Raw genomic sequence first — 22903 nt, forward strand, 5'->3', positions numbered from 1 at the left:
TCTCGACGCCCGAGACGTCCTCGTACCCCTCCTCGAACAGGTGCGCGAGGTGTCGGCCGGAACTGCAGCCGAGCTCCAGAATCGAGGGGTCGGACCCGGCGAATCGGTCGATAGCGTCGGCGAGCATCTCGCTCGTCTCGTTGGGTCCGTAGTAGGCGTAGTACTCCGGCGAGTACGCACCGGAACGTCCCGTCCACCGTCGATGAACGTCGTTAGAATCCACTGCGTGGCCGTTCGCGGGGGAGGGCTATAGTCCCGTCGTCCCGACGGATGCGGAATCGACCGGAGGACCCTACAGTTCGTCCGCCCAGGGCCAGTCCTTCTCGGCGCCCCACGGCCACGTCCCGGTCGCTTTCATCCCCACGTCGAAGTCGTCGTCGAGGCAGGCCTGCCTGATCTCCGCGTCGTCGACGTGGTCGACGGTCACATCCTCACGCGCGAGTCGCGCGACCCCCGCGGCGCAGAGGATAGACATGTCGCGCAGGTCGCGCACGTCGAGTTTGTCCATCGTGTCGGCGTGAGTGTGTCCCCACCCGCGGTCGCTCCCGCCCGAGGTGGAACGGCCCTGCGCCCCGGCGACGCCGCGTTGGACGAACGGCCAGTGGTCGCTGTGGGGTCGGAGTTGCGATTCGGTTCGGATGGGAATCTCGTACTCGTCGCTGACGGCGTCGAACGCCTCGGACATCTGCTCGAAGCCGTGGTCGTGAATCTCCAACTGCCGCGAGTAGCCCGCGCCGTCGACGTTGACGATGCACTTCACGTCTTCGAGGTCGTGGGTGTGACTCCAGTAGTAGGATCCGTACAGGCCGGTCTCCTCGGCGCCGAAGACGACGAGTCGAACCTTCGTCTCCAACTCGTCGGCGACCCGCGCGAGTATCTTCCCGACTTCGACGACCATGGCGGTGCCGAACCCGTTGTCGTTCGCGGCGGTCCCCACGTCGTGGCCGTCGACGTGGGCGGTGAAAAGCACCGCCTCGTCGGTGTCGGGGCCGACCGTCGCCTCGATGTTGCGGGAGGTGCCTCGGCCCGTCTCGCAGTCGACGGACAAGTCCGCTTCGACGGTGCCGTCGGCGCAGTAGCGCTGGAGTCGCGCCCCGGCCTCCTTGCTCAGGCCGACGGCGGGAATCGGTCCGGCGTCGTTCAGGTCCCCGATGCTCCCCGTCGGCGGGAGCGACCCCTCGATGTGGTTGTAGAAGACGAACCCGGCGGCGCCCGACTCGGCGGCGTAGCGGTACTTCTCCGAGCGGTGGACCCACCGGCCGTAGTCGTCGGGCGTGAGACTCGACGCCATGGCGATGTCGCCGGTGAGGTCGACGTCCTCGAAGTCCTCCGGGAGGCCGTACCCGAGGTCGACGAGTTCGCCCGTCACCTCGCCCGACGGCGTCCCCGGCAACTCTACCAGTTCGTGCGACCGCGCGAACGTCGTCTCTCGGTCGCCGTGGGCGACGGTGAGACCGGCCTCGCCGCGCCGCCACGTGGGAATCGGGAACTCGTCGAACGTCGCGTCGTCGAGGCCGGCGTCCTCGAACGCCTCGGCCACGAGGTCGGCCCCGATTCGCTCGCCCTCGTGTCCGGGCATCCGGTCGTTCAGGTCTTCGAGGTCGGCGATGAGGTCCCAACCGAGAGTACTTCGATAGGCGTCGCCCACGACTGCGTCCGGTAACCGTGTCATCATCTGGGGTGCGATATCTGTTTTCAATAATCTTCCGATACAGTTACCGGTCTTGTCACTACTCGTCGGAATAATTTCCCTGACGCCAAGCAAAAATGTGCATTTGAGTGCGATTTTGTCGAAAAACGCTGCACCGTACCGACATATTCAACCGCTGTTGGAAAGAACTTTATACCGGCATTGTTGATAGTCAATGACATGGCTGAAGATAACGAACGGGTGAGGCGACGCAGCTTTCTCAAAGCGGCGACGGCCGGCGGACTAGCGGGCATGACGGCGCTTGCTGGCTGTTCGGATCAGACCGGCGGCGGGACGAGCGAGGGCGACGGCGAGTCCGGCGGTGGCGGGAGCGGGACGGAAGGGTCCGAAACCGAATCCGAGTCGAGTGGGTCCGGCGCGAGTCTGCCGACGTACACGTACGTCAACAACTCGCAGAGCTACAACCCACCGAGGCACGACGCCATTAACCTCATCGCGAGTCAGTTCGGCGACCTGGGACTCGACATGGAGGTGGACGTGCTGGAGTGGGGTACCCTGTTCAGTCGGGTCTCCCAGGAGTACAACTACAGCTTCGCGACGTGGCACACGTTCTTCGTCTCCGAACCGGTGACGGAGCTGAACAACCTGTTCAACTCCAACAACACCGACCCGGGACAGGGGAACTACTCGGGGTACACGAACGAGGACCTCGACAAACTGATGGGTAACTACCTGGCCGAACCGAACCCGGACACGCGAATCAATCAGGCCCACGAGATACAGAAGACGCTGATGGACGACGTGCCGACGATGCCCATCACGCAGATGCCGCAGGCCGCCATCTACAACAGCAACCAGGTGACCAACTGGCAGGCTGACCTCGCCAACGGGTTCAACTCCTACTGGACGATGATCAACCTGGAGATGGTCGGCGACAACACGGAGCTGAAGGGATACTGGCCCGAGACGCTGTCGACGATGAACGTGCTGGGCCACAACGACGAGTCCAAGCACGTTTACCAGTTCAACATGCTGTACGACTTCCTGGTCCAACTCAACAACAACGCGGAGCCGGATCCGGAGGTCAGCCTCGCGACGGACTGGAACCGCGTCGACGAGACGACGATGGAGTACACCATCCGCACGGACCACTCCTGGCACGACGGCGAGGACCTCACCGCCGAGGACGTGGCGTTCACGTACAACTACATCACCGAGAACGAGGTGCCGCTGTACTCCACGCAGGCGCAGTATCTCGAGAGCGCCGAGGTCGTCGACGAGCAGACGGTCCGCATCAACATGTCCCAGCCGCTCGGGCCGTTCAACCTCTCGGTGGCGAATCTCATCCCCGTCATCCCGAAGCACAAGTGGGAGGGACGGAGCAACCCGGCGCAGGCGAACATCCAAGAACCCGTCGGCAGCGGTCCCATGATGTTCGACTACTGGGAGCAGGGCAGCGAGTTCGGCATGACGAAGTTCGACGAGCACTTCGCGCCCGTCAGCTTCGAGAAGCGCTTCTGGCGCATCATCCCCGAGGCGTCGACGGTGTGGGAGAACCTCATCAACGGCGACCTGAACTACGAGCCGTTCGGTCGAATCGACCGCAGTCTGGACCAGAACCAGAGCAACGAGAACATCGGCACGAAGTTCCAGACCGCTCCCACGTTCTGGATGTTCACGCCCAACGAGCGACAGAAGGGCCTCGACGACAAGCAAATGCGGAAGGCGCTCGTCGAGACGATTCCGCGGACGCCCATCGTCGACCAGATTCTGTTCGGCTTCCCGGAACCCGGCTCCAACATCGTCTCCTCGGCGTTCGGTCCGCTCCACACCGACGACGTGACCAACTACAAGGAGAGTCCGGAAGCCGCGCGGAGCCGCCTCAAAGAGGCCGGCTACACGTGGGACGACAACGACATGCTCCAGGCACCGAGCGGCAACTAACCACCCGACTCGAGCGTCGGAGAACCGGTCCCGACGCGGAATTTCACGTAACCAACGGTACAATACCAACACATAATCATGGGAAAAGCGAGCTTTGTTGTCAGGCGCACGCTCCAACTCGTCGTGACGCTCTGGGCCGTCGGAACGGTGCTGTTCGGCCTCTTCCGACTCATGCCCGGGGACCCCACTTCCTACGTCGTCTCCTCGCAGATGACACAGGAGGCGCGACGACAGATCATCGAGAGCTACGGGCTCAACGAACCGCTGTACGTCCAGTACATCAAGTTCCTCCAGAACTTGGTCGTGCTGGACTTCGGGCAGTCGTTCCACTCGAACCAACCGGTCACGCAGGTCATCGCCACCTACCTGCCGAACACGCTGGTGCTCATGCTGACGGCGTTCATCGCCGCGTACACCATCGGCATCACGCTGGGCGTGCTCTCGGGGTGGTACCGCGGGTCGCGTTTCGAGCGGAGCACCGTCATCACCGCGCTGACCGCCCGGAGCGTTCCGACGTTCTACGTCGGCCTCATCGTGCTGTGGATATTCGGCGCGGAACTGGGCGTCATCCCGATGAGCGGCATGACCAGCCTCGGGACGCAGAACGCCGGATTCTGGGAGATGGTGTTCTCGGTCGACTTCCTGCAACACCTGCTCGCCCCGGCTTTGGTGCTCGGGTTCTACTTCATGGGCTATCCGCTGCTCATCATGCGCTCCAGCATGCTCGAAGTGCTCTCCGAGGACTTCATCGACGTCTGCCGCGCGAAGGGGCTGAAAGAGCGGACGATCATGTTCAAACACGCCGCGCGGAACGCGATGCTCCCGGTCGTCACGGCGGCGGCCATCGCCCTCGGCTACGCCGTCGGCGGGAGCGTCCTCATCGAGACGGTGTTCGCGTGGCCCGGTATCGGTCGGGAGATGGTTCGGGCGGTCCTCCGGCGGGACTTCCCCGTCGCGCAGGGGACGTTCATCGTCCTCGCCGCGACCATCATCATCCTGAACTTCGTCGCCGACCTGGCGTACGGCTACCTCGACCCCCGGGTCACGTACGATTAGAACGATGGCACAAGAAGAACAAAGCGGTCGGTCGATATTCACCGACCTCGACGACGGTTCGACCAACGAGCAGGTAGACAAATGGCAGCGAACGGCCCGTCTCTGGAAGGAGACGCTGATAGAACAGTGGAAGATGCTGACGGACGAACTCTCGGTCAAGCTTTCGCTGTTCGTCGTGGCCGCGTTCGTGCTTATCGCCATCTTCGCCCCGCTCATCGCCCCGTACCCGCCGCTCCAGCGACAGTACCAGGGCGACGCCGGGATACTCATCGAGAAGTGGGCGGATCCGTCCCTCCTCGGCGCGGACAACGGCTACCTCCTCGGGACGACGGCTGAGGGATTCGACATCTTCAGCCAACTCGTCTACGGGACGCGCGCGGCGCTGATGGTCGGACTCATCGCGGCGGTGTTCACCGCCGGCATCGGGACGCTCGTCGGCCTCGTCGCCGGCTACTACGGCGGGAAGGTGGACGACGCGCTGATGCGCGTCGTGGACTTCCTGTACGGGATGCCGTTGCTCCCGACGGTCATCGTCCTCGTGGCGGTTCTGGGGCCGAACCTGTGGAACATCATCCTCGCGCTCATCATCCTGCAGTGGCGCTCGACCGCCCGCGTCATCCGCTCGCAGGCGCTGTCGCTCCGCGAGCGACCGTTCGTGAAGGCCGCGGAGGTGGCCGGCGCGAGCGACTGGCACATCATCAGCCGCCACCTCGCGCCGAACGTCCTCCCGATGACGTTCCTGTACGGGTCGTTCGGCATCGCGTGGGCCATCCTCGCGGAGGCGGGCGTCTCGTTCATCGGTCTCGGCGACCCGAACACCGTCTCGTGGGGCACGATGCTGCAGGCCTCGCGGGCGTACTCCGCGCTCCAATTCGGGGCGTGGTGGTGGTTCGTCCCGCCGGGCATCTGCATCGGCCTGCTGGTCATCAGCGGCTTCCTCATCGGCCGCGGCTACGAAGAAATTACGAACCCCAAGTTACAATGAGTCTGCTCGAAGTCGAAGACCTCGAAGTCTACTACGAAACGGAAGACGGGCCCGCCCAAGCCGTCGACGGCGTCTCCTTCGAACTCGAAGAGGGGGAGAACCTCGGCATCGTCGGCGAGTCCGGGTGCGGAAAGACGACGCTGGCGAAGTCCATCATCGGCATCCTCCCCGACGCCGGCTACGTCAACGGCGGCGAGATTCGGTTCAAGGGAGACGACCTCACGGACATGACCGGCGCCCAGCGGCGCCGTCTCAAGTGGGAGGAGATATCCATGGTCGCCCAGTCGGCGATGAACTCGCTGGACCCCGTCTACACCATCCGCGAACAGATCGTCGAGGCGATAGAGACGCACCGGCCCGGAACCGGCCGGACCGAGTCCACCGAAATCGTCACCGAGATGTTCGAACTCGTCGGGTTGGACCCCGACCGCGCCGACGACTACCCCCACCAGTTCTCCGGCGGGATGCGTCAGCGCGCGATGATCGCGATGGCGTTGGCGCTGGAACCGTCGCTCATCCTCGCGGACGAACCGACGACGGCGCTGGACGTCATCATGCAGGACCAGATTCTCAAGCGCATGGGGAAGATCCAGGACGAGGTCAACTCCTCGATGCTGGTCATCACCCACGACGTGAGCGTCGTCGCCGAGACGTGCGACCGCGTCCTCGTGATGTACGCCGGCAAGGTGGCCGAGGAGGGGCCGGTCGAGGAGATATTCGGCCAACCCTACCACCCCTACACCATCGGACTGAAGCGCGCGTTCCCGAACATCCGCAAACCCACGCAGGACCTCCTCTCCATCGCGGGCTACCCGCCCGAACTCGTCGACCCGCCCACGGGCTGTCGGTTCGCCGAGCGGTGTCCGATGGCGACCGACCGGTGCCGCGAGGAGGAACCCGAGGCTCACCAGATGAACGGTCTCCGGTCGTACTGTCACTACGCCGAGGACATCGACACCGAACTGCGGCCGTACGCCGACAACCCGGAGACGTGGAGTCAGACCGCCGCGGCCCGCAAGGCCGAGACCGGCAACGTCGGGGGTGACTGAGATGGCAAACGAGGTACTCCTCGAGGTCGAGAACCTGAAGAAGCACTTCAAGGTGAATCAGGGCTGGATCGCGAGTCTGATGCAGTCGGTCTCCGGCGACGGCCCCGACTACGTCCACGCCGTCGACGGCGTCTCCTTCGAACTCCGGAAGGGGGAGACGCTCGGACTGGCGGGCGAGTCCGGGTGCGGGAAGACGACCACGGGCATGTCGCTCGTGAAACTGCACGACCCGACCGCCGGCGACATCGTCTACAACGACAAGAAGCTCTCGGAGGCCAACGACGCCGAAATCGCGGAGTTCCGGCAGAACGCCCAGATGATATTCCAGGACCCCTTCGAGAGCCTCAACCCGCGGATGACGGTGTACGACACCGTCGCCGAACCGCTCCGCATCCACGACATCCGCAACGAGACGGCGCGGGTCCAGCGGGCCCTGGAGTTCGCCGAACTCCTCCCGGCCGAGCAGTACTTCGACCAGTACCCGCACGAACTCTCCGGCGGGCAGCGTCAGCGGGTCGCCATCGCGCGCGCCCTCGTCCTCGACCCGGACTTCATCGTCGCCGACGAACCCGTCTCGATGCTCGACGTGAGCCTCCGGGCGGGCGTGCTGTCGCTGCTCGACCGCATGACCGACGAGTTCGGCCTGTCGGTCGTCTACATCAGCCACGACCTCTCGCTTCTTCGACACATGTGCGACCGCCTCGCCATCATGTACATGGGGAAGATAGTCGAGAAGGGACCGACCGACCAGATAATCGAGAACCCCCAGCATCCCTACACGCAGGCGCTCATCAACGCCGTGCCCGTTCCCGACCCGGACGTGGGCCGCGAACGCGTCGAACTGCGGGGGGAGGTCGGCGACGTGGTCGAGATTCCGAGCGGCTGTCGGTTTAAATCGCGGTGTCCGGACTACATCGGCGACGTCTGCGACCAGGTGGTCCCGCCGCTAGAGCAGAAGACGGACGCCGGCGTCGACCAGGACATCGCCTGCCACCTCTACGAGAGCGCCGAGGGGTACGACCCCTACGCTGAGTTGGCGTCGATGCGCGACGGGGACGCCGCGGCGACCGACTCCGGCGACGACGCGTCGGCCCCGGCGGACGACTGACCCGGCCGGCGCGAACCGAGTCGCCGATACGGAGAGCGAGCGTCGGTTCCGGGGCGGACGAACCGTCAGTTCTCGGCTCTCGCGGACGCCTCGCGTTCGGCGAGGAATCGCTCGGCCCCTCTCTCGACGACGGACGGAAACCGCTGTGCGAGCGCCAATCCGATTCTCGTGACCCAGTCGGTGTAGATGACGGGGCGAGTCGATTCTATCTCTCCGGCCAGTTTACGTCCCACGTACGCGGGGTCGCTCATCTGCGACTCCGGATAGCCCAGCGCCGTCGCCGACCGAGTGCTCGCCAGTCGGGGGTGCAGTATCGTACACGCCACGTTCTCGTCCCGCAGTTCGAGTCGGAGCGAGCGAGTGAGCGATTCGACGGCCCCCTTCGTCGACGCGTACCCGGAGAGGCCCGGACTACCGACCCGCCCGACGCCGGAACTCACGTTGTGGATGATTCCCTCGTTTCGCGCTCTCATGTGGGGTAACACCGCCCGTATCGTCCGGACGTACCCGAAGTAGTTGACCTCGAACGCACGTCTCGCGTCCGCGAGAGACTGGTCTTCGAAGAATCCGAACGCCAGTATCGCGGCGTTGTTGACCAGGATATCGATTCGTCTCCACTCGTCGAGAATCCCTTCGATTGCCGCCTCGACGTCCGCGTCGACCGTCACGTCGCACTCGTAGTACCGCACGCTCGCCGGATACGCCTCCCGAAGCGACTCGATAGCGTCCCCGTTGACGTCGAGTCCGGCGACGCGATAGCCGTTCCCGAGGAGAGCGGCGAGCATGTGGTACCCGATTCCCTCGTTCGCGCCGGTGAGGACGACGACCCGAGCGTCCGCGGACGACTGCATAACGGAGCTAGTACGCTCGGGACGAGAATGAACTCGCGGGTCCGAGACTCCGTTGAGACTAACGGGCGCCCTGCTGAACGCCCGATGCGTCACGAACCCACCGAGACGAGCGAGTCGCGCCGCCGCCGACCGCTATCGCTGCTCTTTCAACGTCGCTCGCAGGCGGACGCCCGGCGCGGTCACCGCGAACGGGAGGTGCGATTTGTGCTTCTCGCAGACGCCCGTCGTCGTCTCTCGGGCGGTGCCGAACGCGGAGAGGGTGCGGAGCACGGCGGGTTCGTACTCCAGGGCGACGCCGTCGACGCGGCCGGCCCGGTCGCCGTCTTCGAGGCGGTAGCCCTCCGCGACGGGGAACTCGGCCGACCCGCAGTCGGGACGCTCCTCCGTCTTGCGGTCGATGTCCTTCGCGTACAGCACGCTCGCCGGGAAGACGCCCGAGCGCTGGACCCGTTCGAACTCGTCGCGGAACCACGGCTCCCCGAACCGTTCGACGTAGACGTCGGCCTCCGCGCGGAGCGTTCTCTCGTCGGCGTCGCCGGGGGCCACGTCGAGGTGCCGCGCGTGGATTCGCGGGGGCTGTCCGTGACCGAGGCTGGGGACGGCGTTTCCGGCCGGGTACGTCTCCTCCTCGGCGGCGCTCGCGGTGTTGTGGAGGAGTCGCTCCACCTCACCGTCGGAGACCACCCGCGTCGGCGTGGTCGGTCGGACCTCGGCGTCGTAGGCGCGCGCGGCCCACGACCCGGCGCGGACCCCGTCCTCGATATCCAATCCCTCGGGGGCGATTCGGTCGCCGACGGCGTAGGGGCTCATCCCCATGTAGCCGGTGTCGGCCTCGAGGTAGTGAGAGACGAAGTGGAACAGTTGGCCGGCGGCCCGCGAACTCAGGGCGACGGTCGTCTCGCCGGTCGGCGCGCCGGCGACGGCCGCGTTCGAGAGCGCTCGCGCGTCGGCGGCCGCCGACTCGAAGACTTCTGAGAGGTCGTCGAGGAACGCCGCGCCCTCGGTCGACCCGGCGTGGCGGCGCACCTTCGGTCCGTCTTCGAGTTGGAGGCTGCACGTCACCCGCGCGCGGTCGAGCGTCGTCCGAACCGTGCTTCCGGTGGTGTTGCCCACCGTCTCCTCGAGGTGCGTGTCGGCGTAGTTGACCCAGATTCGCCGGAGGTCCAGGTCCTCGGTCGCCGCGAGGCCGTCCTCGACGGCGGCGACCTTCTCGTCGACGCTGACGGCGTCGACGGGTTCGTTCGCCCACCCGCCGTGTACCGCCCGGTGGGTGGTGTGCGCGTCGAAGCTCGCCGGGTCGCGCTGGGCGAGCATCTCTCCGCCCCGGACCGCGCGTTCGGCTTCGTCCTCCAGACTCCCCTCGTCGAGGCTGGTCGTGTAGCGGTAGTCGGCCGCGCCGTCGGCGAACGTGCGGAGCCACACCCCGCTCTCGGCGAACGAGACGCGCTCCCGCGGGCCTTCGTGGGTCACCACCGCGTCGGTCTTCTCCTTGTACACGCCGCCGACTTCGGCATACGCCACCGCTTCGTCGTCCTCGAAGCGGGCCAACAACCAGTCCATCGCTTCCAACGCGTCCTCGCGCTCGTCCGTCATCGGTACGTGATAGGAAATCACTCCACATGAATCCCCGAGAGGCGAGTTTCGGCGAGGGTGAACGTTCCGCCGGACTACCGCCGCCCGTCACCCGGACCGTTCGTACAGCAGGGGTTCGCCGTCGGACACCGCTAAGTCGAGAAGCGGGTCGTTCTCGTAGACCGCGGCGCCCTCGTGCAGGCTGAGGACGTACCCCGAGCGCTCGGTGACCACGCTCGATTTCGTCTCCCCGTGCGGCGTGAGGACGTCCGCGACCACGTCCCCCGAGTCGACCCACTCGCCCTCCCGAACGCGGTAGCGAACGATACCGGCGGCGTCCGCGTAGGGGTGGACGAGCCGTTTCAGGTCGCCCTCGGCGGGCAACTCGAACCCCGGAGACGGAACGTCCGGGGCTTCGTCGACCATCCCGAGCGCCGAGCAGACGCCGTACAGTCCGGCGACCGCGGCCTCGCGGGCGTCCCGTTCGACGACGAAGCGCCCGCCGAGTTCCGGCGTGAACGCGGGGATGCCGTCCTCGACGGCCGCGCCGGTGAGCGTGTGCGCCAGCGACCGTCGCTCGGCCTCCGCGCGGCCGAACTGGTTGACGACGGGGAGGCCGAACGCGTCGGCGAGTTCGACCACCCGGTCGCGGAGCGACGCCGCCGCCGCCTCCTCGCGGTGCGCGCCGTACCCCACGCGCGGTCGGATGGTGTAGGGGTGCGTGGCGACCCACGAGGTGTGGAGCGAGACGACGGCGTCGGCGTCGCTCCGAATCTCCTCGTACAGTCGTTCGCAGATGACCTGCTGGACGCGCGGGGGGGTCTCGCCGCCCTCGTCCTCGCGGCCGAACAGGCGGTTCGGGTCGTCGTCGTGGTAGTAGGAGGTCCGACTGTTCGTCCGGACGCCCGCGGGGTTCGTGACGGGGACGCAGACGAGGGTTCCGCGGAGCGGTTCGTCGCGGACGCGGTCCAGAAACTCGTGTATCGCGGCCGTCCCCGTCGGTTCGTCGCCGTGAATCGCGCCGGTCGCCCACGCGGTCGGTCCCGGTTTCTCCCCCTCGACGACGACGACGGGGAGCCGTTCGGTCCCGCCCGTCGGCAACTCGGCGACGGGCAGGTAGCCCGTCGCGATTTCTCCGGGTTCCGACTCTGCGGTTCCGACTTTCATGCGGTTCTCGCCGCGGTGACGCGGCCTCCTCTCCCGTGCATGCGAGCAGATACCGAACCGCGTAGCATGAAACTCCCGGAGGCGGAGGACCCTTCCGAGGACGCGGCATCGGGAGTCCGACTCGCCCGCCCGACGCTACCGCCGCCGTTCGCGTCGCTGTCGTTGCTCGTCGGCCTCCGCCTCGTAGGACTCCGCGACGACGGTGTCGCGTATCTTCCGTCGGTACTCCCAGACGCCGGCCGCGAGGACGAGGACGGCGAGGACGGCGCCCCGGAGGGGCGTCCCCGCCAGCGCGAAGTACGCGAACGCGGCGACGGCGAACGCGACGGAGAGACCGAGTCCGAGCGTCGTCCACCCGCGTCGTCGGTCCCGAGAGCGGGAGTTCGGCATAGTGACCCTATCGGCGGCCCCGGTAGGAAGGTTCTGCGGTCGGCGCGCACCGACTCGGCTGCCGCCCGCAGACCATCAGACCGTAATATCCTCGGTAGATGCGCTCTGACATCGCACAGACGGCCCGCGACGACGGCGTCGACCCTCAGCGTAATACAACGATGACAATCGCTAAGCGGCTGCCAGGTGCGTGCTGCCGTCGCGCTCACGCCGCGTCCGCGCCGGGCGCCATTCCGAACGGTTCTCCCCGCGCGTGGCTCTCCGCGAGCAGAACGTACATCGCTTGACTCCACTGGAGGTTACAGTTCCAGCGCACGGAGCCGTCGCCGCGGATCTGTTCGGGCAGGAGACCCGTCGCGGACGTCCACGTCGGCGCGTCCTCGAAGACGTACTTGCGGAGGGCGTCTCCGTCGCCGTCGAGCCACCGGACCGCGTCCGCGAACGCCTCGCAGATGGGCCACCCGCCGTCTTCGACGCTCCCCGACGGGGTGAAGTCGTCCTCGGGGTAGCGGCCGACGCAGGCGGCGTCGTCGGCGCACCACGCCGGGTCCGTCGCCAGTTCGACTGTCGAGCGCATCTCGTCGCTGTCGGCGTCGACGACGTTCCACGGCCACGTCGCCATGAACGCCGCCGCGTCCGGTCGCTCGTCCGGCGCCACGCTGTCGTCGCCTTCGGGGCTGTCGGCGGTGACGTAGTGGTCGCCGAGGTAGGCGTCCTCGCGGAAGCAGTAGTCGTTGAAGCGCTCGGCCCACGTCGCCGCCGTCTCGCGGCAGTCGTCGGCGAACCCATCGTCGCCGCGCGCCTCGGCCATCTCCGCCATCGCACGCAGGCCGGCGATGGACGCGGCGCTCCCCTCCGTCGAGTGCCCCCACACCTCCTCCCAGGGGTCCTGGGACTTCCCGGGGAAGCCGTCGCCGTTGTCGTAGCCGAGGAGGAACTCGGCGGCCGACTCGCTCATCCCGTAGTGTTCTTCGAGAGCGTCCTCGTCCTCGTCGGTCTCCTTCCAGAGCAACCAGTGGGCGTAGATCGGTCCTCCGACTTGGTCGAGTTGGAGGGCGGTCCAGTTCGGGTCGCCGTCCGAGCGGTAGTTCTGCCACCACGTCCCCTCGCGGGAGATGTCCCTGTCGTCGACGACGTCGTCGGTTATCTGCTTGCCGTCGAGCCACGAGAGCGCCCGCCGCGCCTCCTCGACGGCGTCGCCGGCGAGCATCGCCGCGACGATGAACACCTGGTCGCGCGGCCAGACGAAGCGATACCCCTGGTCGTCGGGTTCGAACGCGCCGGCGATGGTACCGCCGCTGGGGTCCTGTGCGCACTTGAGACTCGTCAGCGACCGCTCGTACATCGCGTTCGCCGTCTCGTCGTCCGCCGACTCCTCGCCCCCGGACTGGATGGAGGAGTTCAGCACGGAGAATATCGTCCGCTCGCCCCCCTCCTCGAAGGAGACGCGGTTTCGGACGAGGAGCGCGGGCCGGTCGAGCGAGACGAGGACGTCCTGCGAGAGCGACGCTTCCGCTCCATCCTCGAACGCGAACTCGTTGTCCACGTGCGCCTCGGGGACGCGCGGCGACTCGTAGGACACGTCGCTGTCGGCGGCGTCCTCGCGCACGTCGAGCGTCTGCTCCCTGTCGGCGTCCCACAGGAGCGTGTGGAAGTCGCCGAACTGCTCGACGTCGGCGCGGAACGCGGACGTTTCCTCGATGAGCGCGCCGCGCCAGTCCTCGCCGACGGCGCTCGAAGGGTACTGATTCACCGTCGTCAACACGTAGCCGCCGTCCTCTCGGGGCGAACTGAGCAGCGCGTCTTTGTCACTCGGGGGATGAAGTCCGTCCATGAGTCCGGCGGGTCAATCGACCGCCCCGACCACGTTCCTTTCGGCCGGCGGACGGGAGCGCCGGTACCGATGTCGATTTTGGCGTCGACGCCGGGACGCTTCCGCGCTACATGTCGTCCCAGGCGTCGACGGCGCGCCGTACGCCGCCGACCTTCGCCAGCCACCGGGCGGAGATGAACTTCTTGAGTACCTCGGCGGGGCGTCCGCTGAACGTGTTCACCGGCGACCCGACGACGCCGTGCGCGACGGCATCGTCGGCGACGGAGACGAGCGTTCCCTTGTTGATGTAGGACCAGTGGACGAGTTCGCGGCCGTCGATGGTCCGGGCGACGTTCTGGCCGAGGTGTTTCCCCTCCTCCATGGCCGCCTCCGCCGTCGGCGGCGGCGACGCGTCGGCGTCGGGGTGGACCACCTGCTCCCACAGGTCGTGTTCGGTGTGCGGGCCGCCCTCGACGTCCTGATTCACGAGGGCGGCGTCGCCGATGGCGAACACCCGGTCGTCGCTCGTCTTGAACGTCGAGTCGGCGTACGCGCGGTTGTGGTCCTTGTCGACGTCGACGTTCGACATGGAGTCCTGCCCGGTGACGCCGCCAGCCCACACGAGAACCTCGTACTCCATCGAGTCGCCGTCGTCGAACTCGATTGCGTCCTCGCCCACCGAGGTCATCGCCTTCCCGGTGTCCACCTCGACGTCGTGGCGTTCGAGTTTGTTCTGGATGGCGCCTTGGAACTCGTGGTCGTGGCCGGGGAATATCTCGCCGCTTCGCTCGACGAGGTGCACGTCGATGTGCGAGTCGGTCCAATCGCGGAGCGCGGCCACCTCGCCGGCCGTCTGGATGCCCGTCAGACCGCCGCCGCCGACGACGACTTTCGCCGGGTCGGTCCGGTCGGCGTCGACGGCGGCCTGTTTTATCCGCTCGTGGATGCTCAGGGCGTCGCCGAGGCTCTTGAGCGTCAACGCGTGTTCTTCGAGGCCGTCGATACCGTAGAAGGCGGTCTGACTCCCCAGACAGACGACGCAGTAGTCGTAGTCGAGGGTGGTCTCGTCCTCGAGTTCGACCGTTCGGTCGCCGACGTCGACGTCGACGACGCGCCCCTGTACGAACTCCGTGTCCTCGTCGGCTATCTCTTCGACGGGCACGGTCACGTGGTTTCGGACCGAGGGTTTCCGGACGCAGCGGTGGACTTCGTGGAGCACGAGGTGGTACGGGTTCTCCGACACCCAGACGAGGTCGGCCTCCTCGTCCAGTTCCTCTTGGAGGCTCCGAATCGCTGCACTCCCGGCGTACCCTGACCCGAGCACAACGACTCGTGTCATGGTTCGTTCGGCCGACATTTCCCGCGTCACGGCCTTAAGGGCGATGGCGGGGGTTCGCACGGCGGTTCGCTCTGCGACCGCCATCCCGCGGCGCCGAGCGCCGCCGGCCGTCCGTATTTTCACGGACAACGCTGAACACCGACGCATGGCACCGGAGATAACGCGAATCGAGACGACGGAGTTCAGCTATCCGCTGGAGGACGTGGGGACGGACGAGGGGTACAACCTCGCGTACGAACCGGGGGCGACGACCGAACGACGGCTGTTCGCCATGAAGATTCTCACCGACGAGGGCGTCACCGGCGAGTTCGTCGGCGGCAACTCCCCCGCGTTCGCGCAGGTGCACGAGGTGGCCGACCACCTCGTCGGCGAGAACGCCCTCAGCCGCGAACGCCACTGGAGCGAGATGAAACGCGCCCTGCGGAAGTACGACCGCATGGGCATCGGACCCCTCGACATCGCCCTCTGGGACCTCGCGGGGAAGTACTACGACGCCCCCATCCACGAACTGCTCGGCACCTACCGGACGCGCCTGCCCACCTACGCCTCGACGTACCACGCCGACGACAACGGCGGCCTCGACTCCCCGGAGGCGTACGCCGACTTCGCCGAGGAGTGTCGAGAGATGGGTTACGAGGGGTTCAAGATACACGGCTGGGGCGGCAGCGACGACCGGCGGGACATCCGGCGCGAGGAGGAGACGGTACGGGCCGTCGGCGAACGCGTCGGCGACGAGATGGACCTGATGATAGACCCCGCCTGCGAGTACGAGACGTTCGCCGACGCCGTCCGCGTCGGCCGCGCCTGCGACGAGCAGGGGTTCTACTGGTACGAGGACCCCTACCGCGACGGCGGCGTCTCCCAGCACGCCCACCGGAAACTCCGCGAGACGATTCAGACGCCCCTGCTCCAGACCGAACACATCCGCGGCATCGAGGCGCACACGGACTTCATCGACAACGACGCCACGGACTTCGTCCGCGCGGACCCCGAGTACGACGCGGGCATCACCGGCGCGATGAAGATAGCGCACATCGCGGAGGGGCACGGCCTCGACGTGGAGATTCACTCGCCCGGCCCCGCCCAGCGTCACTGCATCGCCGCGATGCGCAACGCGAACTACTACGAGATGGCTCTGGTCCACCCCGACTGCGGAAACACCGGTGCGCCCATCTACGGCGGCGACTACGAGGACGAACTCGACTCCATCGACGAGGAGGGAACCGTCGGCGTTCCGGAGGGCCCGGGCCTCGGCGTCGAGTACGACTGGGACTACATCGAGGCGAACGCCAACGGCGGCCGGACGTACACGGGACTGTAACTCTCCGTCTCCGCTCCCGTTCGGCGAGTTCTTTTTTCCGGAATCGTCACGAACGACCGCGTATGGTGCACTCGATGTGGGGCGATTGGTTCGTGAACGACGAGATAGAGGCGGTCGACCCCGACGGCCTGTCGGCGTGGTACCTCGGCGGCAACGGCTTCGTCTTTCGAACGCGGGAGACGACGCTCTACCTCGACCCGTACTTCGGCGACGGGTCGCCGCCGCGGACGATTCGGATGGTACCGGTGCCGGTGGACCCCGAGGCGGCCGAGATGTGCGACGCCGTCCTCGTCACCCACGAGCACATCGACCACATGCATCCCCCGTCGTACGCTCCCCTCGTGGAGAACCTCGACGCGGACGTCTACGCGCCCGAAGCGTCCTACGAGAACCCGGCCTACGAGGGCGACCTGCGCGTTCCGGACGAGAAGCGAAACACCGTCGAACCGGGCGACGACCTGACGTTCGGCGACATCGACGTTCATGTTCGAGAGGCGAACGACCCCGACGCGGAGGAACCGGTGACGATGGTCGTCGAGTCGGGCGACGAGACGTTCTTCGCGGCCGGCGACTCCCGCCCGGCGGACGTCTTCGAAGACGTCGCCGAGGAGTTCGACATCGACGCCGGCGTGTTCGCCTACGGTACCGTCGGCAACATCCACCACACCGAGGACGACCCCGCGGAGACCTATCCGACCGACTGGTACAACGACGGCGAGCAGATGGCCGAGGCGGCGAACCGACTCGAACTCGATAGACTCCTCCCGACGCACTGGGACCTCTGGCGCGGCGTCGGCCACGACCCGAAGTCGCTGCACGAGCACCTCGCCTCCTACGAGTACCCGCGCACGCTGGAGGTGATTCGAGTCGGCGACCGCATCGAAGTGGGCGAACCCGGCGTGATTCGGCCGAAGGACATCCGAGAGGGGGAGTAGCGCGGCGAGTCGCGGGAGTCGAACCGACGCGGGCTTTCGAGTTTTCGTCGTCAGTTTCGGTTCGTTCGGCTCTGTTGAAACCCGCAGGATTCGATACGGGCCGTGTGCTGAATAGAGAGGCTGTATTCAGCACGGAGGATTCGTTTATTCCACCTCACCTACGCTGAACTAACTGCTGAGTAGCGCCTTGCGTCTCAATCATCGAATCAACCCTCTCCGGCTTTGAGAACGGAGGAACTCTCTACGGTAGTGCCGTCCGAAAGTCTTCGCACAGGTCGTCGGGGTCTTCAAGGCCGACTGACACGCGAACGAGCGTCTCGGGGATCTCCGCCGTTTCCTCTCCGTGGCCAATCTCGTCGGGAATCATCAACGACGGCACCTCGATGAGACTCTCGGTTCCACCGAGACTTGCTCCCGGTGTAAACACCTCGAGTCCTTCGATAAACGCCTCCAGTTCAACCGGTGAACCGTCGAACTCGAAGGATAGCATCCCGCTGTACCCCGACATCTGCTCACTGGCGAGCTCATGCTGCGGGTAGCTCTTCAGTCCCGGATAGTACACCCGCGCTACCCTATCGTGCTCTTCGAGGAACTCTGCGACCGCTCTCGCGTTTGCCTCGTGGTGTTCCATTCGCGCCGGCAGGGTCTTCAGCCCTCGACCGACCAGATAACAGTCGAACGGCGATAGCATGTTCCCGAGGCCAACCCGCTGAGAGAACGCTAACCGGTCGAAAACTCCGTCATCGTCAGTGATGACGGCCCCACCGGTCGAGTCGGAGTGCCCGTTGATGTACTTGGTCGTGCTGTGAACGACGATGTCAGCGCCCAGTTCGAGTGGGGCTTGGAAGTAGGGACTGGCGAATGTGCTGTCTACGCCGAATGGGATACCGTACTCGTCGGTGACGGCAGCAATAGCTCCGATATCACAGAGCCGCATAAGGGGATTCGTTGGCGTCTCCGCCCAGACCAAGTCGGTGTCCTCATCGACGGCGGCGGCGACATTTTCGGGTTCGCGGGCGTCCACGAAGTCAACATCACACTCGAAGTGGCCAGCGGCGAGTTCCGTGAGTAGTTTTTCCGTTCCACTGTAGATGGAGTCGGAGGAGACGACGTGACCGCTCGGTGGGACAAGCGAGAGAATGGTAGTCGAGATAGCAGCCATCCCGGAGGCGAACGCGAGCGCGTGGTCGCCACCTTCGACACGGGCTAACTGGTGTTCGAGTGCGGCCCGCGTCGGGTTGCTTTCGCGGGAGTAGTCGTGTTCGTTGCCGTTCACTCCGTCCTGCCATTCGAAGGTAGTTGAAAGGTGGAGAGGCGGGACAACGTCGTTCGTTTTCGTCCTGTGGGAGTTGGTCGCGGTGTCGGCTGCACCTACAGCACGTGTTGCGAATCGGTACTCGTTGGGTTTGTTATCGTGTCGTGTCATCGGTATCACCATCGGACGCGCGTGAGAGAGATACTTCCGGAACAGGTGTCCGTTGCTTGTGTTCATCACTGGGTAGAATAGACGTGGGCTTCGAGGCGGAGTGGCCAAGGACGAAACCGGCGTTGTCCGGTCCGAGGAGGGATTTCGGCAAGTGCATACATCCACAGACGAGAACACCTATCTCCGCTCGTGGGAGTGAAACGGGCATAATGTACCTCGTTACGTTTCGTCTTGCGCCGGGGGAGTACGACGCGGAGTTTCGCGAGTTGAATGACGCGATTCAGATGGCGGCCGAAGAGACAGAGGGGTATCTGGGAAAGCGGACGTGGCAAGCAGCAGAGAGTGAAGAAGCGTTGGTCGTGTACTATTGGGAGTCGCTGGATGCGCTCAAGTCGTTCGGAGCCGATGCCGACCACAAACGGGCGAAGAACCGGTGGACGGAGTGGTACGACGCATACGAAGTCACGATTACCGAGGTCATCAGGACGTATGGAAATGGGTTCGGTAACGACGCCGACCCACCCACGTAGGGTAGCCTATCGGATTAGTGAAAGTAATAGTAAAATTGACACGTAGACGCTCTGCACGTAGCATCGTGACCAGGAAGTTCGAGTGACCGGTTCGCACCCTCTATTCAGCAGAGTCTCGACGAACTATCAGCGACCGAGGTTTTCAACAGAGCCGTTCGCTCGTGTTCGGCACCGGGCGTACTCCAACGCCATCTGACGCTCGGCGGGTAGACTTAACACGTCGACGAGCGCACACGAGAGCATGGGAAGCGCTAGTTTCGACTTTAGCGACGAGACGGTCATCGTCACCGGCGCCTCCGCCGGCATCGGTCGGGCCATCGCGCTCCGGTTCGGCGAGGCGGGGGCGACGGTCATCAACGCCGACATCCAAGAGGACCCGAAAGAGGAGGACGAGGATACGCCGACCCACGAGAAAATCGAGGAGTCGGGCGGCACCGCCGAGTACGCCGAGACGGACGTTTCGGACCCCGACCAACTCGAATCGGTCGTCGAGGCGGCCCGCGAGTACGGCGGCGTCGACGTGATGGTGAACAACGCCGCCCGCCAGCACAGCGAACCGTTCCTCGAAGTCGACCAGGAGGACTTCGACAAACTGCAGGACACGAACGTCCGCGGCTACTACTTCGGCACGCAGGCCGCCGCGAAGGACATGATAGACCGCGACGACCCGGGTTGTATCGTCAACACGGCCTCCATCAGTTCGGAAGTCGCCCAGTACGACCAGGTGCAGTACGACGCGACGAAGGGGGCGATAAAGATGATAACGCGCGGGACGGCGCTGGAGCTCTCCGATTACGGCATCCGCGTCAACGCCATCGCGCCGGGGCAGATAGCCACCGAGTTCACCGAGGGCTGGAGCCAGCAGGCGCAGGACGCCGCGGGCGACGAGGAGGGGGAGTTCATCAAGCCCATCCCGCTGCAACGCGCCGGCTACCCCGAGGACTGCGCGGGCGCGACGCTGTTTCTCGCCAGCGAGGACGCCTCCTACATCACGGGCGACTTGGTGTACGTCGACGGCGGCTGGACGGCTATCTGAGCGGTTTTGAAGAGTTACGGACGGCGCTTTTTCCGCGAAAGGAGGTGGGACGGACGCTGACACTACCTCGAAAGCCCCCGCGCTGTCGGCTGCCGCGCCTCGCTGCGCGCGTTCGCTTCGCTCACGTGCTTGCGTCGGCGGGGCTGACCGACAGCGCGGCCCCTTTCAGTCCCGCCCGCGTCGGTTTCTCGGTCGGTCGTCGCGTATCCACTCTCGGTCGCGCGGGGAAGAGAAGAGAATCGCAAGAGACTGCGGCGGGTTCGGCGCGCTCAGTAGTCGTCGTAGACGGTCTTGATGATGGTGAAGAAGTCCATCCCCTCCTCGCCCTGTTCGCGGTAGGTCTCCGAGGAGGAGGCGTTCATCCCGCCGAACGGGACGTGCAGTTCGAGGCCGGTGGTCGCCTCGTTCACCTTGACGACGCCGAAGTCGACCTCGTCGACGAAGCGGTTGGCCTCCGTGTGGTCGTCGGTGACGATGCCGGCCGAGAGGCCGAACTCCACGTCGTTGGCGAGTTCGACGGCTTCATCGAAGTCGCTGTAGGTGGTGACGCCGACGAACGGGCCGAACACCTCCTCCTGCATTATCCCCATGTCGTTGTCGACGTCGGTGAAGATGGTCGGCTGGACGAAGTAGCCGTCGTCGTACTCGTCGCCTTCGAGGCGTTCGCCGCCGTATTCGAGCGTCGCGCCCTCCTCTTTGCCCTTCTCGACGTACTCCAGCGTGCTCTCCAGTTCGCTCTCGCTGACGTGCGGGCCCATCGTCGAGTCGTCGTCGAGGCCGAAGCCGGGTTGGACGCTCTCGGCCTCCTCGACGAGGGCCTCGACGAACTCCTCGTACTGGGAGTCGTGGACGATTGCCCGTTCCGTCGCGGTGCAGGCCTGCCCGGTGACGCCGAACGCGCCTGCGGCGACGGTTTCGGCGGCCTCCTGTACGTCCGCGCTCGCGGAGACGACGGTGGGGTTCTTGCTGCCGAGTTCGGTCTGGACGCGCTTGTGGTCGTCCGTCGCCTGCTCGTAGATCATCTCGCCGACCTGTCGGCTACCGGTGAACGAGACGGTGTCGACCTCCTCGTGGTTCAGGATGGCCTGCCCGACGTCCTCGCCGCCGCCGGTGACGAAGTTGATGACGCCGTCGGGGACGCCAACCTCCTCGGCGGCCTCGTCCATGCACTCGAACACCTTGCGGAGGACGTTCGGCGCCTCCTTCGAGGGCTTGATGACGAGCGTGTTACCGGTCGCCAGCGCGGGGGCCATCTTCCAGCAGGGGATGGCGATGGGGTAGTTCCACGGGACGATGAGGCCGGCGACGCCCATCGGTTCGCGCACGTAGTACAGATTCTGGTCCGCCGCTCCCTTCTTTCGCTCGCCGGCGTAGTCGAGGGCACGTTCGGCGTAGTAGTAGAAGATGTCTATCGCGCGGTTGACCTCGCCGTTGGCCTCGCCGCGGAGTTTCCCCTCCTCGCGGACGAGCGTCTCGGTGAGTTCCTCCTCGCGGTCGTCCATCCGTTTGGCCGTCTCGCGGAGGAACTCTCCCCGCGTCGCGGCGGGCGTGTCGGCCCACTCGTCCTCGGCGGACGCGGCGGCGTCGATGGCGCCGTTCGTGTCGGCTTCGCTGGACCGCTGGAACGACCCGACGACCTCCGAGGTGTCGGCCGGGTTCTTCACGTCGAACGTCTCGCCGGTCTCTGAGTCTCGCCACTCCCCGTCGATGTAGTTCTGATACGTCTCTGTCATCACCCCGACGTTCGAACCCTCGACTTACGCCTCTTACGGCCGCGGCGCCGCGGCGGCGAAATTACACCCCGACAGCCACGAGAAATTAGTGGCGTCGTCGCATACCGAGAGTCGATGCGATACTTCCGCGTTCGGATCGGTTCCGGCGACCCGCGTCTCGTCGCCCGCGACGGCCGGACAGCCTACGATCTCTCGTCGGCGCGCCCGGCCCTCTCGTCGTTCCGCGACCTCGCGATGGTCGCCTCGACGACGAACCGCGGCGTCGACGACGTGGCCGAGGCCCTCCTCGACGACGCGCCCGTCGTCGGCGAAGACGAGGTCGAGTCGGGGACGGTCCGTCCGGTCGTTCCCGACGAGGTGTGGGCCGCCGGCGTCACCTACGAGGCCAGCGGCGACGCCCGCGAGGACGAGAGCGGCCGCCCGGAGATGTACCAACAGGTGTTCGAGAACGACCGGCCCGAACTGTTCTTCAAGGCGACGCCCTCCCGAACCGTCGGCCCCGACGACCGAATCGGCGTCCGCGAGGACTCCGAGTGGGACGTCCCCGAACCCGAACTCGGAATCGTCCTCTACGAGGGCGACATCGTCGGCTACACCGTCGGCAACGACGTGAGTAGTCGGGACCTCGAAGGCCAGAACCCGCTGTATCTCCCGCAGGCGAAGGTGTTCGAGCGGTGCTGCGCCGTCGGCCCCTGCGTCGTCTCGCCGGAGACGGTCGAGGACCCGCACGACCTGGAGATGTCGATGACCATCGAACGTGACGGCGAGACGGAGTTCGAGGGCGAGACGGACACTTCGCTGATGGCGCGCACCTGCGAGGAACTCGTCTCCTACCGCAACCGCCACGACGAGACGCCCGAACTCTCGGTGCTCCTGACCGGCACCTCCATCGTCCCGCCCTCGGAGTTCACTCTCCGGGAGGACGACCGCGTCGAGATAACCATCGAGAACGTCGGCACGCTGACGAACACGGTGACGACTGTATGATTCAACGATA

At 65.8% G+C, this 22903-nt stretch carries 19 protein-coding genes and 1 pseudogene; 10 read left to right on the plus strand and 10 right to left on the minus strand.

Features of this window, described 5'->3' with window-relative positions; genetic code table 11:
- Window positions 1-223: pseudogene (locus tag C474_RS02810) on the minus strand (class I SAM-dependent methyltransferase); the annotation flags it as partial.
- Between the two features lie 69 nt (window positions 224-292).
- A complete protein-coding gene (locus tag C474_RS02815) occupies window positions 293-1672 on the minus strand; it encodes a M28 family peptidase (protein WP_049916691.1) in 1380 nt (459 codons plus the stop codon).
- A 198-nt stretch (window positions 1673-1870) separates the two neighbouring features.
- On the opposite strand from C474_RS02815, the gene C474_RS02820 reads away from it, so the two are divergent.
- The 5 genes from C474_RS02820 to C474_RS02840 all read left to right on the plus strand — a co-directional run bounded on the left by C474_RS02820 (window position 1871) and on the right by C474_RS02840 (window position 7793).
- Entirely contained in the window at window positions 1871-3595 is a 1725-nt protein-coding gene (locus C474_RS02820) for an ABC transporter substrate-binding protein (RefSeq protein ID WP_152421585.1), read from the plus strand.
- 78 nt (window positions 3596-3673) lie between these two features.
- Window positions 3674-4651, plus strand: a complete 978-nt coding sequence (locus C474_RS02825; protein WP_049916668.1) for an ABC transporter permease — start codon at window positions 3674-3676, stop codon at window positions 4649-4651.
- 4 nt (window positions 4652-4655) lie between these two features.
- Window positions 4656-5636, plus strand: a complete 981-nt coding sequence (locus C474_RS02830; RefSeq protein WP_008383749.1) for an ABC transporter permease — start codon at window positions 4656-4658, stop codon at window positions 5634-5636.
- Entirely contained in the window at window positions 5633-6685 is a 1053-nt protein-coding gene (locus C474_RS02835; protein WP_008383751.1) for an ABC transporter ATP-binding protein, read from the plus strand. The genes C474_RS02830 and C474_RS02835 overlap by 4 nt, the downstream gene beginning before the upstream one ends.
- A gap of 1 nt (window position 6686) precedes the next feature.
- Entirely contained in the window at window positions 6687-7793 is a 1107-nt protein-coding gene (locus C474_RS02840; RefSeq protein WP_008383753.1) for an ABC transporter ATP-binding protein, read from the plus strand.
- A 65-nt stretch (window positions 7794-7858) separates the two neighbouring features.
- On the opposite strand, the gene C474_RS02845 is transcribed toward C474_RS02840, so the two are convergent.
- The 6 genes from C474_RS02845 to C474_RS02870 form a co-directional block, all read right to left on the minus strand.
- Entirely contained in the window at window positions 7859-8644 is a 786-nt protein-coding gene (locus C474_RS02845; RefSeq protein WP_008383755.1) for an SDR family NAD(P)-dependent oxidoreductase, read from the minus strand.
- Between the two features lie 132 nt (window positions 8645-8776).
- Complete coding sequence (locus C474_RS02850) at window positions 8777-10237, minus strand: metallopeptidase TldD-related protein (protein ID WP_008383757.1); 1461 nt, start codon at window positions 10235-10237, stop codon at window positions 8777-8779.
- A gap of 87 nt (window positions 10238-10324) precedes the next feature.
- Entirely contained in the window at window positions 10325-11383 is a 1059-nt protein-coding gene (locus C474_RS02855) for a succinylglutamate desuccinylase/aspartoacylase family protein (protein ID WP_008383759.1), read from the minus strand.
- A 135-nt stretch (window positions 11384-11518) separates the two neighbouring features.
- Window positions 11519-11773: a hypothetical protein gene (locus C474_RS02860; protein ID WP_008383760.1), complete on the minus strand. Its 255-nt coding sequence runs from the start codon at window positions 11771-11773 to the stop codon at window positions 11519-11521.
- Window positions 11774-11978: 205 nt separating this feature from the next.
- The gene (locus C474_RS02865; protein WP_008383762.1) at window positions 11979-13607 is read right to left on the minus strand and encodes a glycoside hydrolase family 15 protein; all 1629 of its coding nucleotides are present in this window, start codon (window positions 13605-13607) and stop codon (window positions 11979-11981) included.
- Window positions 13608-13713: 106 nt separating this feature from the next.
- Window positions 13714-14925 carry an NAD(P)/FAD-dependent oxidoreductase gene (locus C474_RS02870; RefSeq protein WP_049916693.1) on the minus strand — a complete coding sequence of 404 codons (1212 nt, stop codon included), beginning with the start codon at window positions 14923-14925 and terminating at the stop codon, window positions 13714-13716.
- Between the two features lie 145 nt (window positions 14926-15070).
- Between C474_RS02870 and C474_RS02875 the strand changes: the two genes are divergently transcribed.
- Complete coding sequence (locus tag C474_RS02875; RefSeq protein WP_008383776.1) at window positions 15071-16246, plus strand: enolase C-terminal domain-like protein; 1176 nt, start codon at window positions 15071-15073, stop codon at window positions 16244-16246.
- Between the two features lie 62 nt (window positions 16247-16308).
- Window positions 16309-17181: an MBL fold metallo-hydrolase gene (locus tag C474_RS02880; RefSeq protein ID WP_008383778.1), complete on the plus strand. Its 873-nt coding sequence runs from the start codon at window positions 16309-16311 to the stop codon at window positions 17179-17181.
- Window positions 17182-17422: 241 nt separating this feature from the next.
- Here C474_RS02880 and C474_RS02885 read toward each other — a convergent pair whose 3' ends face one another.
- Complete coding sequence (locus C474_RS02885) at window positions 17423-18607, minus strand: trans-sulfuration enzyme family protein (protein WP_049916694.1); 1185 nt, start codon at window positions 18605-18607, stop codon at window positions 17423-17425.
- A 209-nt stretch (window positions 18608-18816) separates the two neighbouring features.
- Here C474_RS02885 and C474_RS02890 point away from each other — a divergent pair, with 209 nt between their 5' ends.
- Entirely contained in the window at window positions 18817-19137 is a 321-nt protein-coding gene (locus tag C474_RS02890; RefSeq protein WP_008383781.1) for an antibiotic biosynthesis monooxygenase family protein, read from the plus strand.
- Between the two features lie 241 nt (window positions 19138-19378).
- Entirely contained in the window at window positions 19379-20173 is a 795-nt protein-coding gene (locus C474_RS02895) for an SDR family NAD(P)-dependent oxidoreductase (RefSeq protein WP_008383784.1), read from the plus strand.
- A gap of 269 nt (window positions 20174-20442) precedes the next feature.
- On the opposite strand, the gene xacF is transcribed toward C474_RS02895, so the two are convergent.
- Complete coding sequence (gene xacF / locus C474_RS02900; protein ID WP_008383786.1) at window positions 20443-21906, minus strand: 2,5-dioxovalerate dehydrogenase; 1464 nt, start codon at window positions 21904-21906, stop codon at window positions 20443-20445.
- Window positions 21907-22020: 114 nt separating this feature from the next.
- Between xacF and C474_RS02905 the strand changes: the two genes are divergently transcribed.
- Window positions 22021-22893 carry a fumarylacetoacetate hydrolase family protein gene (locus C474_RS02905; RefSeq protein WP_008383787.1) on the plus strand — a complete coding sequence of 291 codons (873 nt, stop codon included), beginning with the start codon at window positions 22021-22023 and terminating at the stop codon, window positions 22891-22893.
- Window positions 22894-22903: the final 10 nt, after the last annotated feature.

The organism is Halogeometricum pallidum JCM 14848, from assembly GCF_000337095.1.
In the GTDB taxonomy this organism is placed as follows: Archaea; Halobacteriota; Halobacteria; order Halobacteriales; family Haloferacaceae; genus Halogeometricum; species Halogeometricum pallidum.

What these genes read in the sequence shown, in the direction of transcription:
- C474_RS02815 (WP_049916691.1), bottom strand. Translation starts at nt 1,672, where the DNA reads ATGACACGGTTACCGGACGCAGTCGTGGGCGACGCCTATCGAAGTACT.
- C474_RS02820 (WP_152421585.1), top strand. Translation starts at nt 1,871, where the DNA reads ATGGCTGAAGATAACGAACGGGTGAGGCGACGCAGCTTTCTCAAAGCG.
- C474_RS02825 (WP_049916668.1), top strand. Translation starts at nt 3,674, where the DNA reads ATGGGAAAAGCGAGCTTTGTTGTCAGGCGCACGCTCCAACTCGTCGTG.
- C474_RS02830 (WP_008383749.1), top strand. Translation starts at nt 4,656, where the DNA reads ATGGCACAAGAAGAACAAAGCGGTCGGTCGATATTCACCGACCTCGAC.
- C474_RS02835 (WP_008383751.1), top strand. Translation starts at nt 5,633, where the DNA reads ATGAGTCTGCTCGAAGTCGAAGACCTCGAAGTCTACTACGAAACGGAA.
- C474_RS02840 (WP_008383753.1), top strand. Translation starts at nt 6,687, where the DNA reads ATGGCAAACGAGGTACTCCTCGAGGTCGAGAACCTGAAGAAGCACTTC.
- C474_RS02845 (WP_008383755.1), bottom strand. Translation starts at nt 8,644, where the DNA reads ATGCAGTCGTCCGCGGACGCTCGGGTCGTCGTCCTCACCGGCGCGAAC.
- C474_RS02850 (WP_008383757.1), bottom strand. Translation starts at nt 10,237, where the DNA reads ATGACGGACGAGCGCGAGGACGCGTTGGAAGCGATGGACTGGTTGTTG.
- C474_RS02855 (WP_008383759.1), bottom strand. Translation starts at nt 11,383, where the DNA reads ATGAAAGTCGGAACCGCAGAGTCGGAACCCGGAGAAATCGCGACGGGC.
- C474_RS02860 (WP_008383760.1), bottom strand. Translation starts at nt 11,773, where the DNA reads ATGCCGAACTCCCGCTCTCGGGACCGACGACGCGGGTGGACGACGCTC.
- C474_RS02865 (WP_008383762.1), bottom strand. Translation starts at nt 13,607, where the DNA reads ATGGACGGACTTCATCCCCCGAGTGACAAAGACGCGCTGCTCAGTTCG.
- C474_RS02870 (WP_049916693.1), bottom strand. Translation starts at nt 14,925, where the DNA reads ATGACACGAGTCGTTGTGCTCGGGTCAGGGTACGCCGGGAGTGCAGCG.
- C474_RS02875 (WP_008383776.1), top strand. Translation starts at nt 15,071, where the DNA reads ATGGCACCGGAGATAACGCGAATCGAGACGACGGAGTTCAGCTATCCG.
- C474_RS02880 (WP_008383778.1), top strand. Translation starts at nt 16,309, where the DNA reads ATGGTGCACTCGATGTGGGGCGATTGGTTCGTGAACGACGAGATAGAG.
- C474_RS02885 (WP_049916694.1), bottom strand. Translation starts at nt 18,607, where the DNA reads ATGACACGACACGATAACAAACCCAACGAGTACCGATTCGCAACACGT.
- C474_RS02890 (WP_008383781.1), top strand. Translation starts at nt 18,817, where the DNA reads ATGTACCTCGTTACGTTTCGTCTTGCGCCGGGGGAGTACGACGCGGAG.
- C474_RS02895 (WP_008383784.1), top strand. Translation starts at nt 19,379, where the DNA reads ATGGGAAGCGCTAGTTTCGACTTTAGCGACGAGACGGTCATCGTCACC.
- xacF (WP_008383786.1), bottom strand. Translation starts at nt 21,906, where the DNA reads ATGACAGAGACGTATCAGAACTACATCGACGGGGAGTGGCGAGACTCA.
- C474_RS02905 (WP_008383787.1), top strand. Translation starts at nt 22,021, where the DNA reads ATGCGATACTTCCGCGTTCGGATCGGTTCCGGCGACCCGCGTCTCGTC.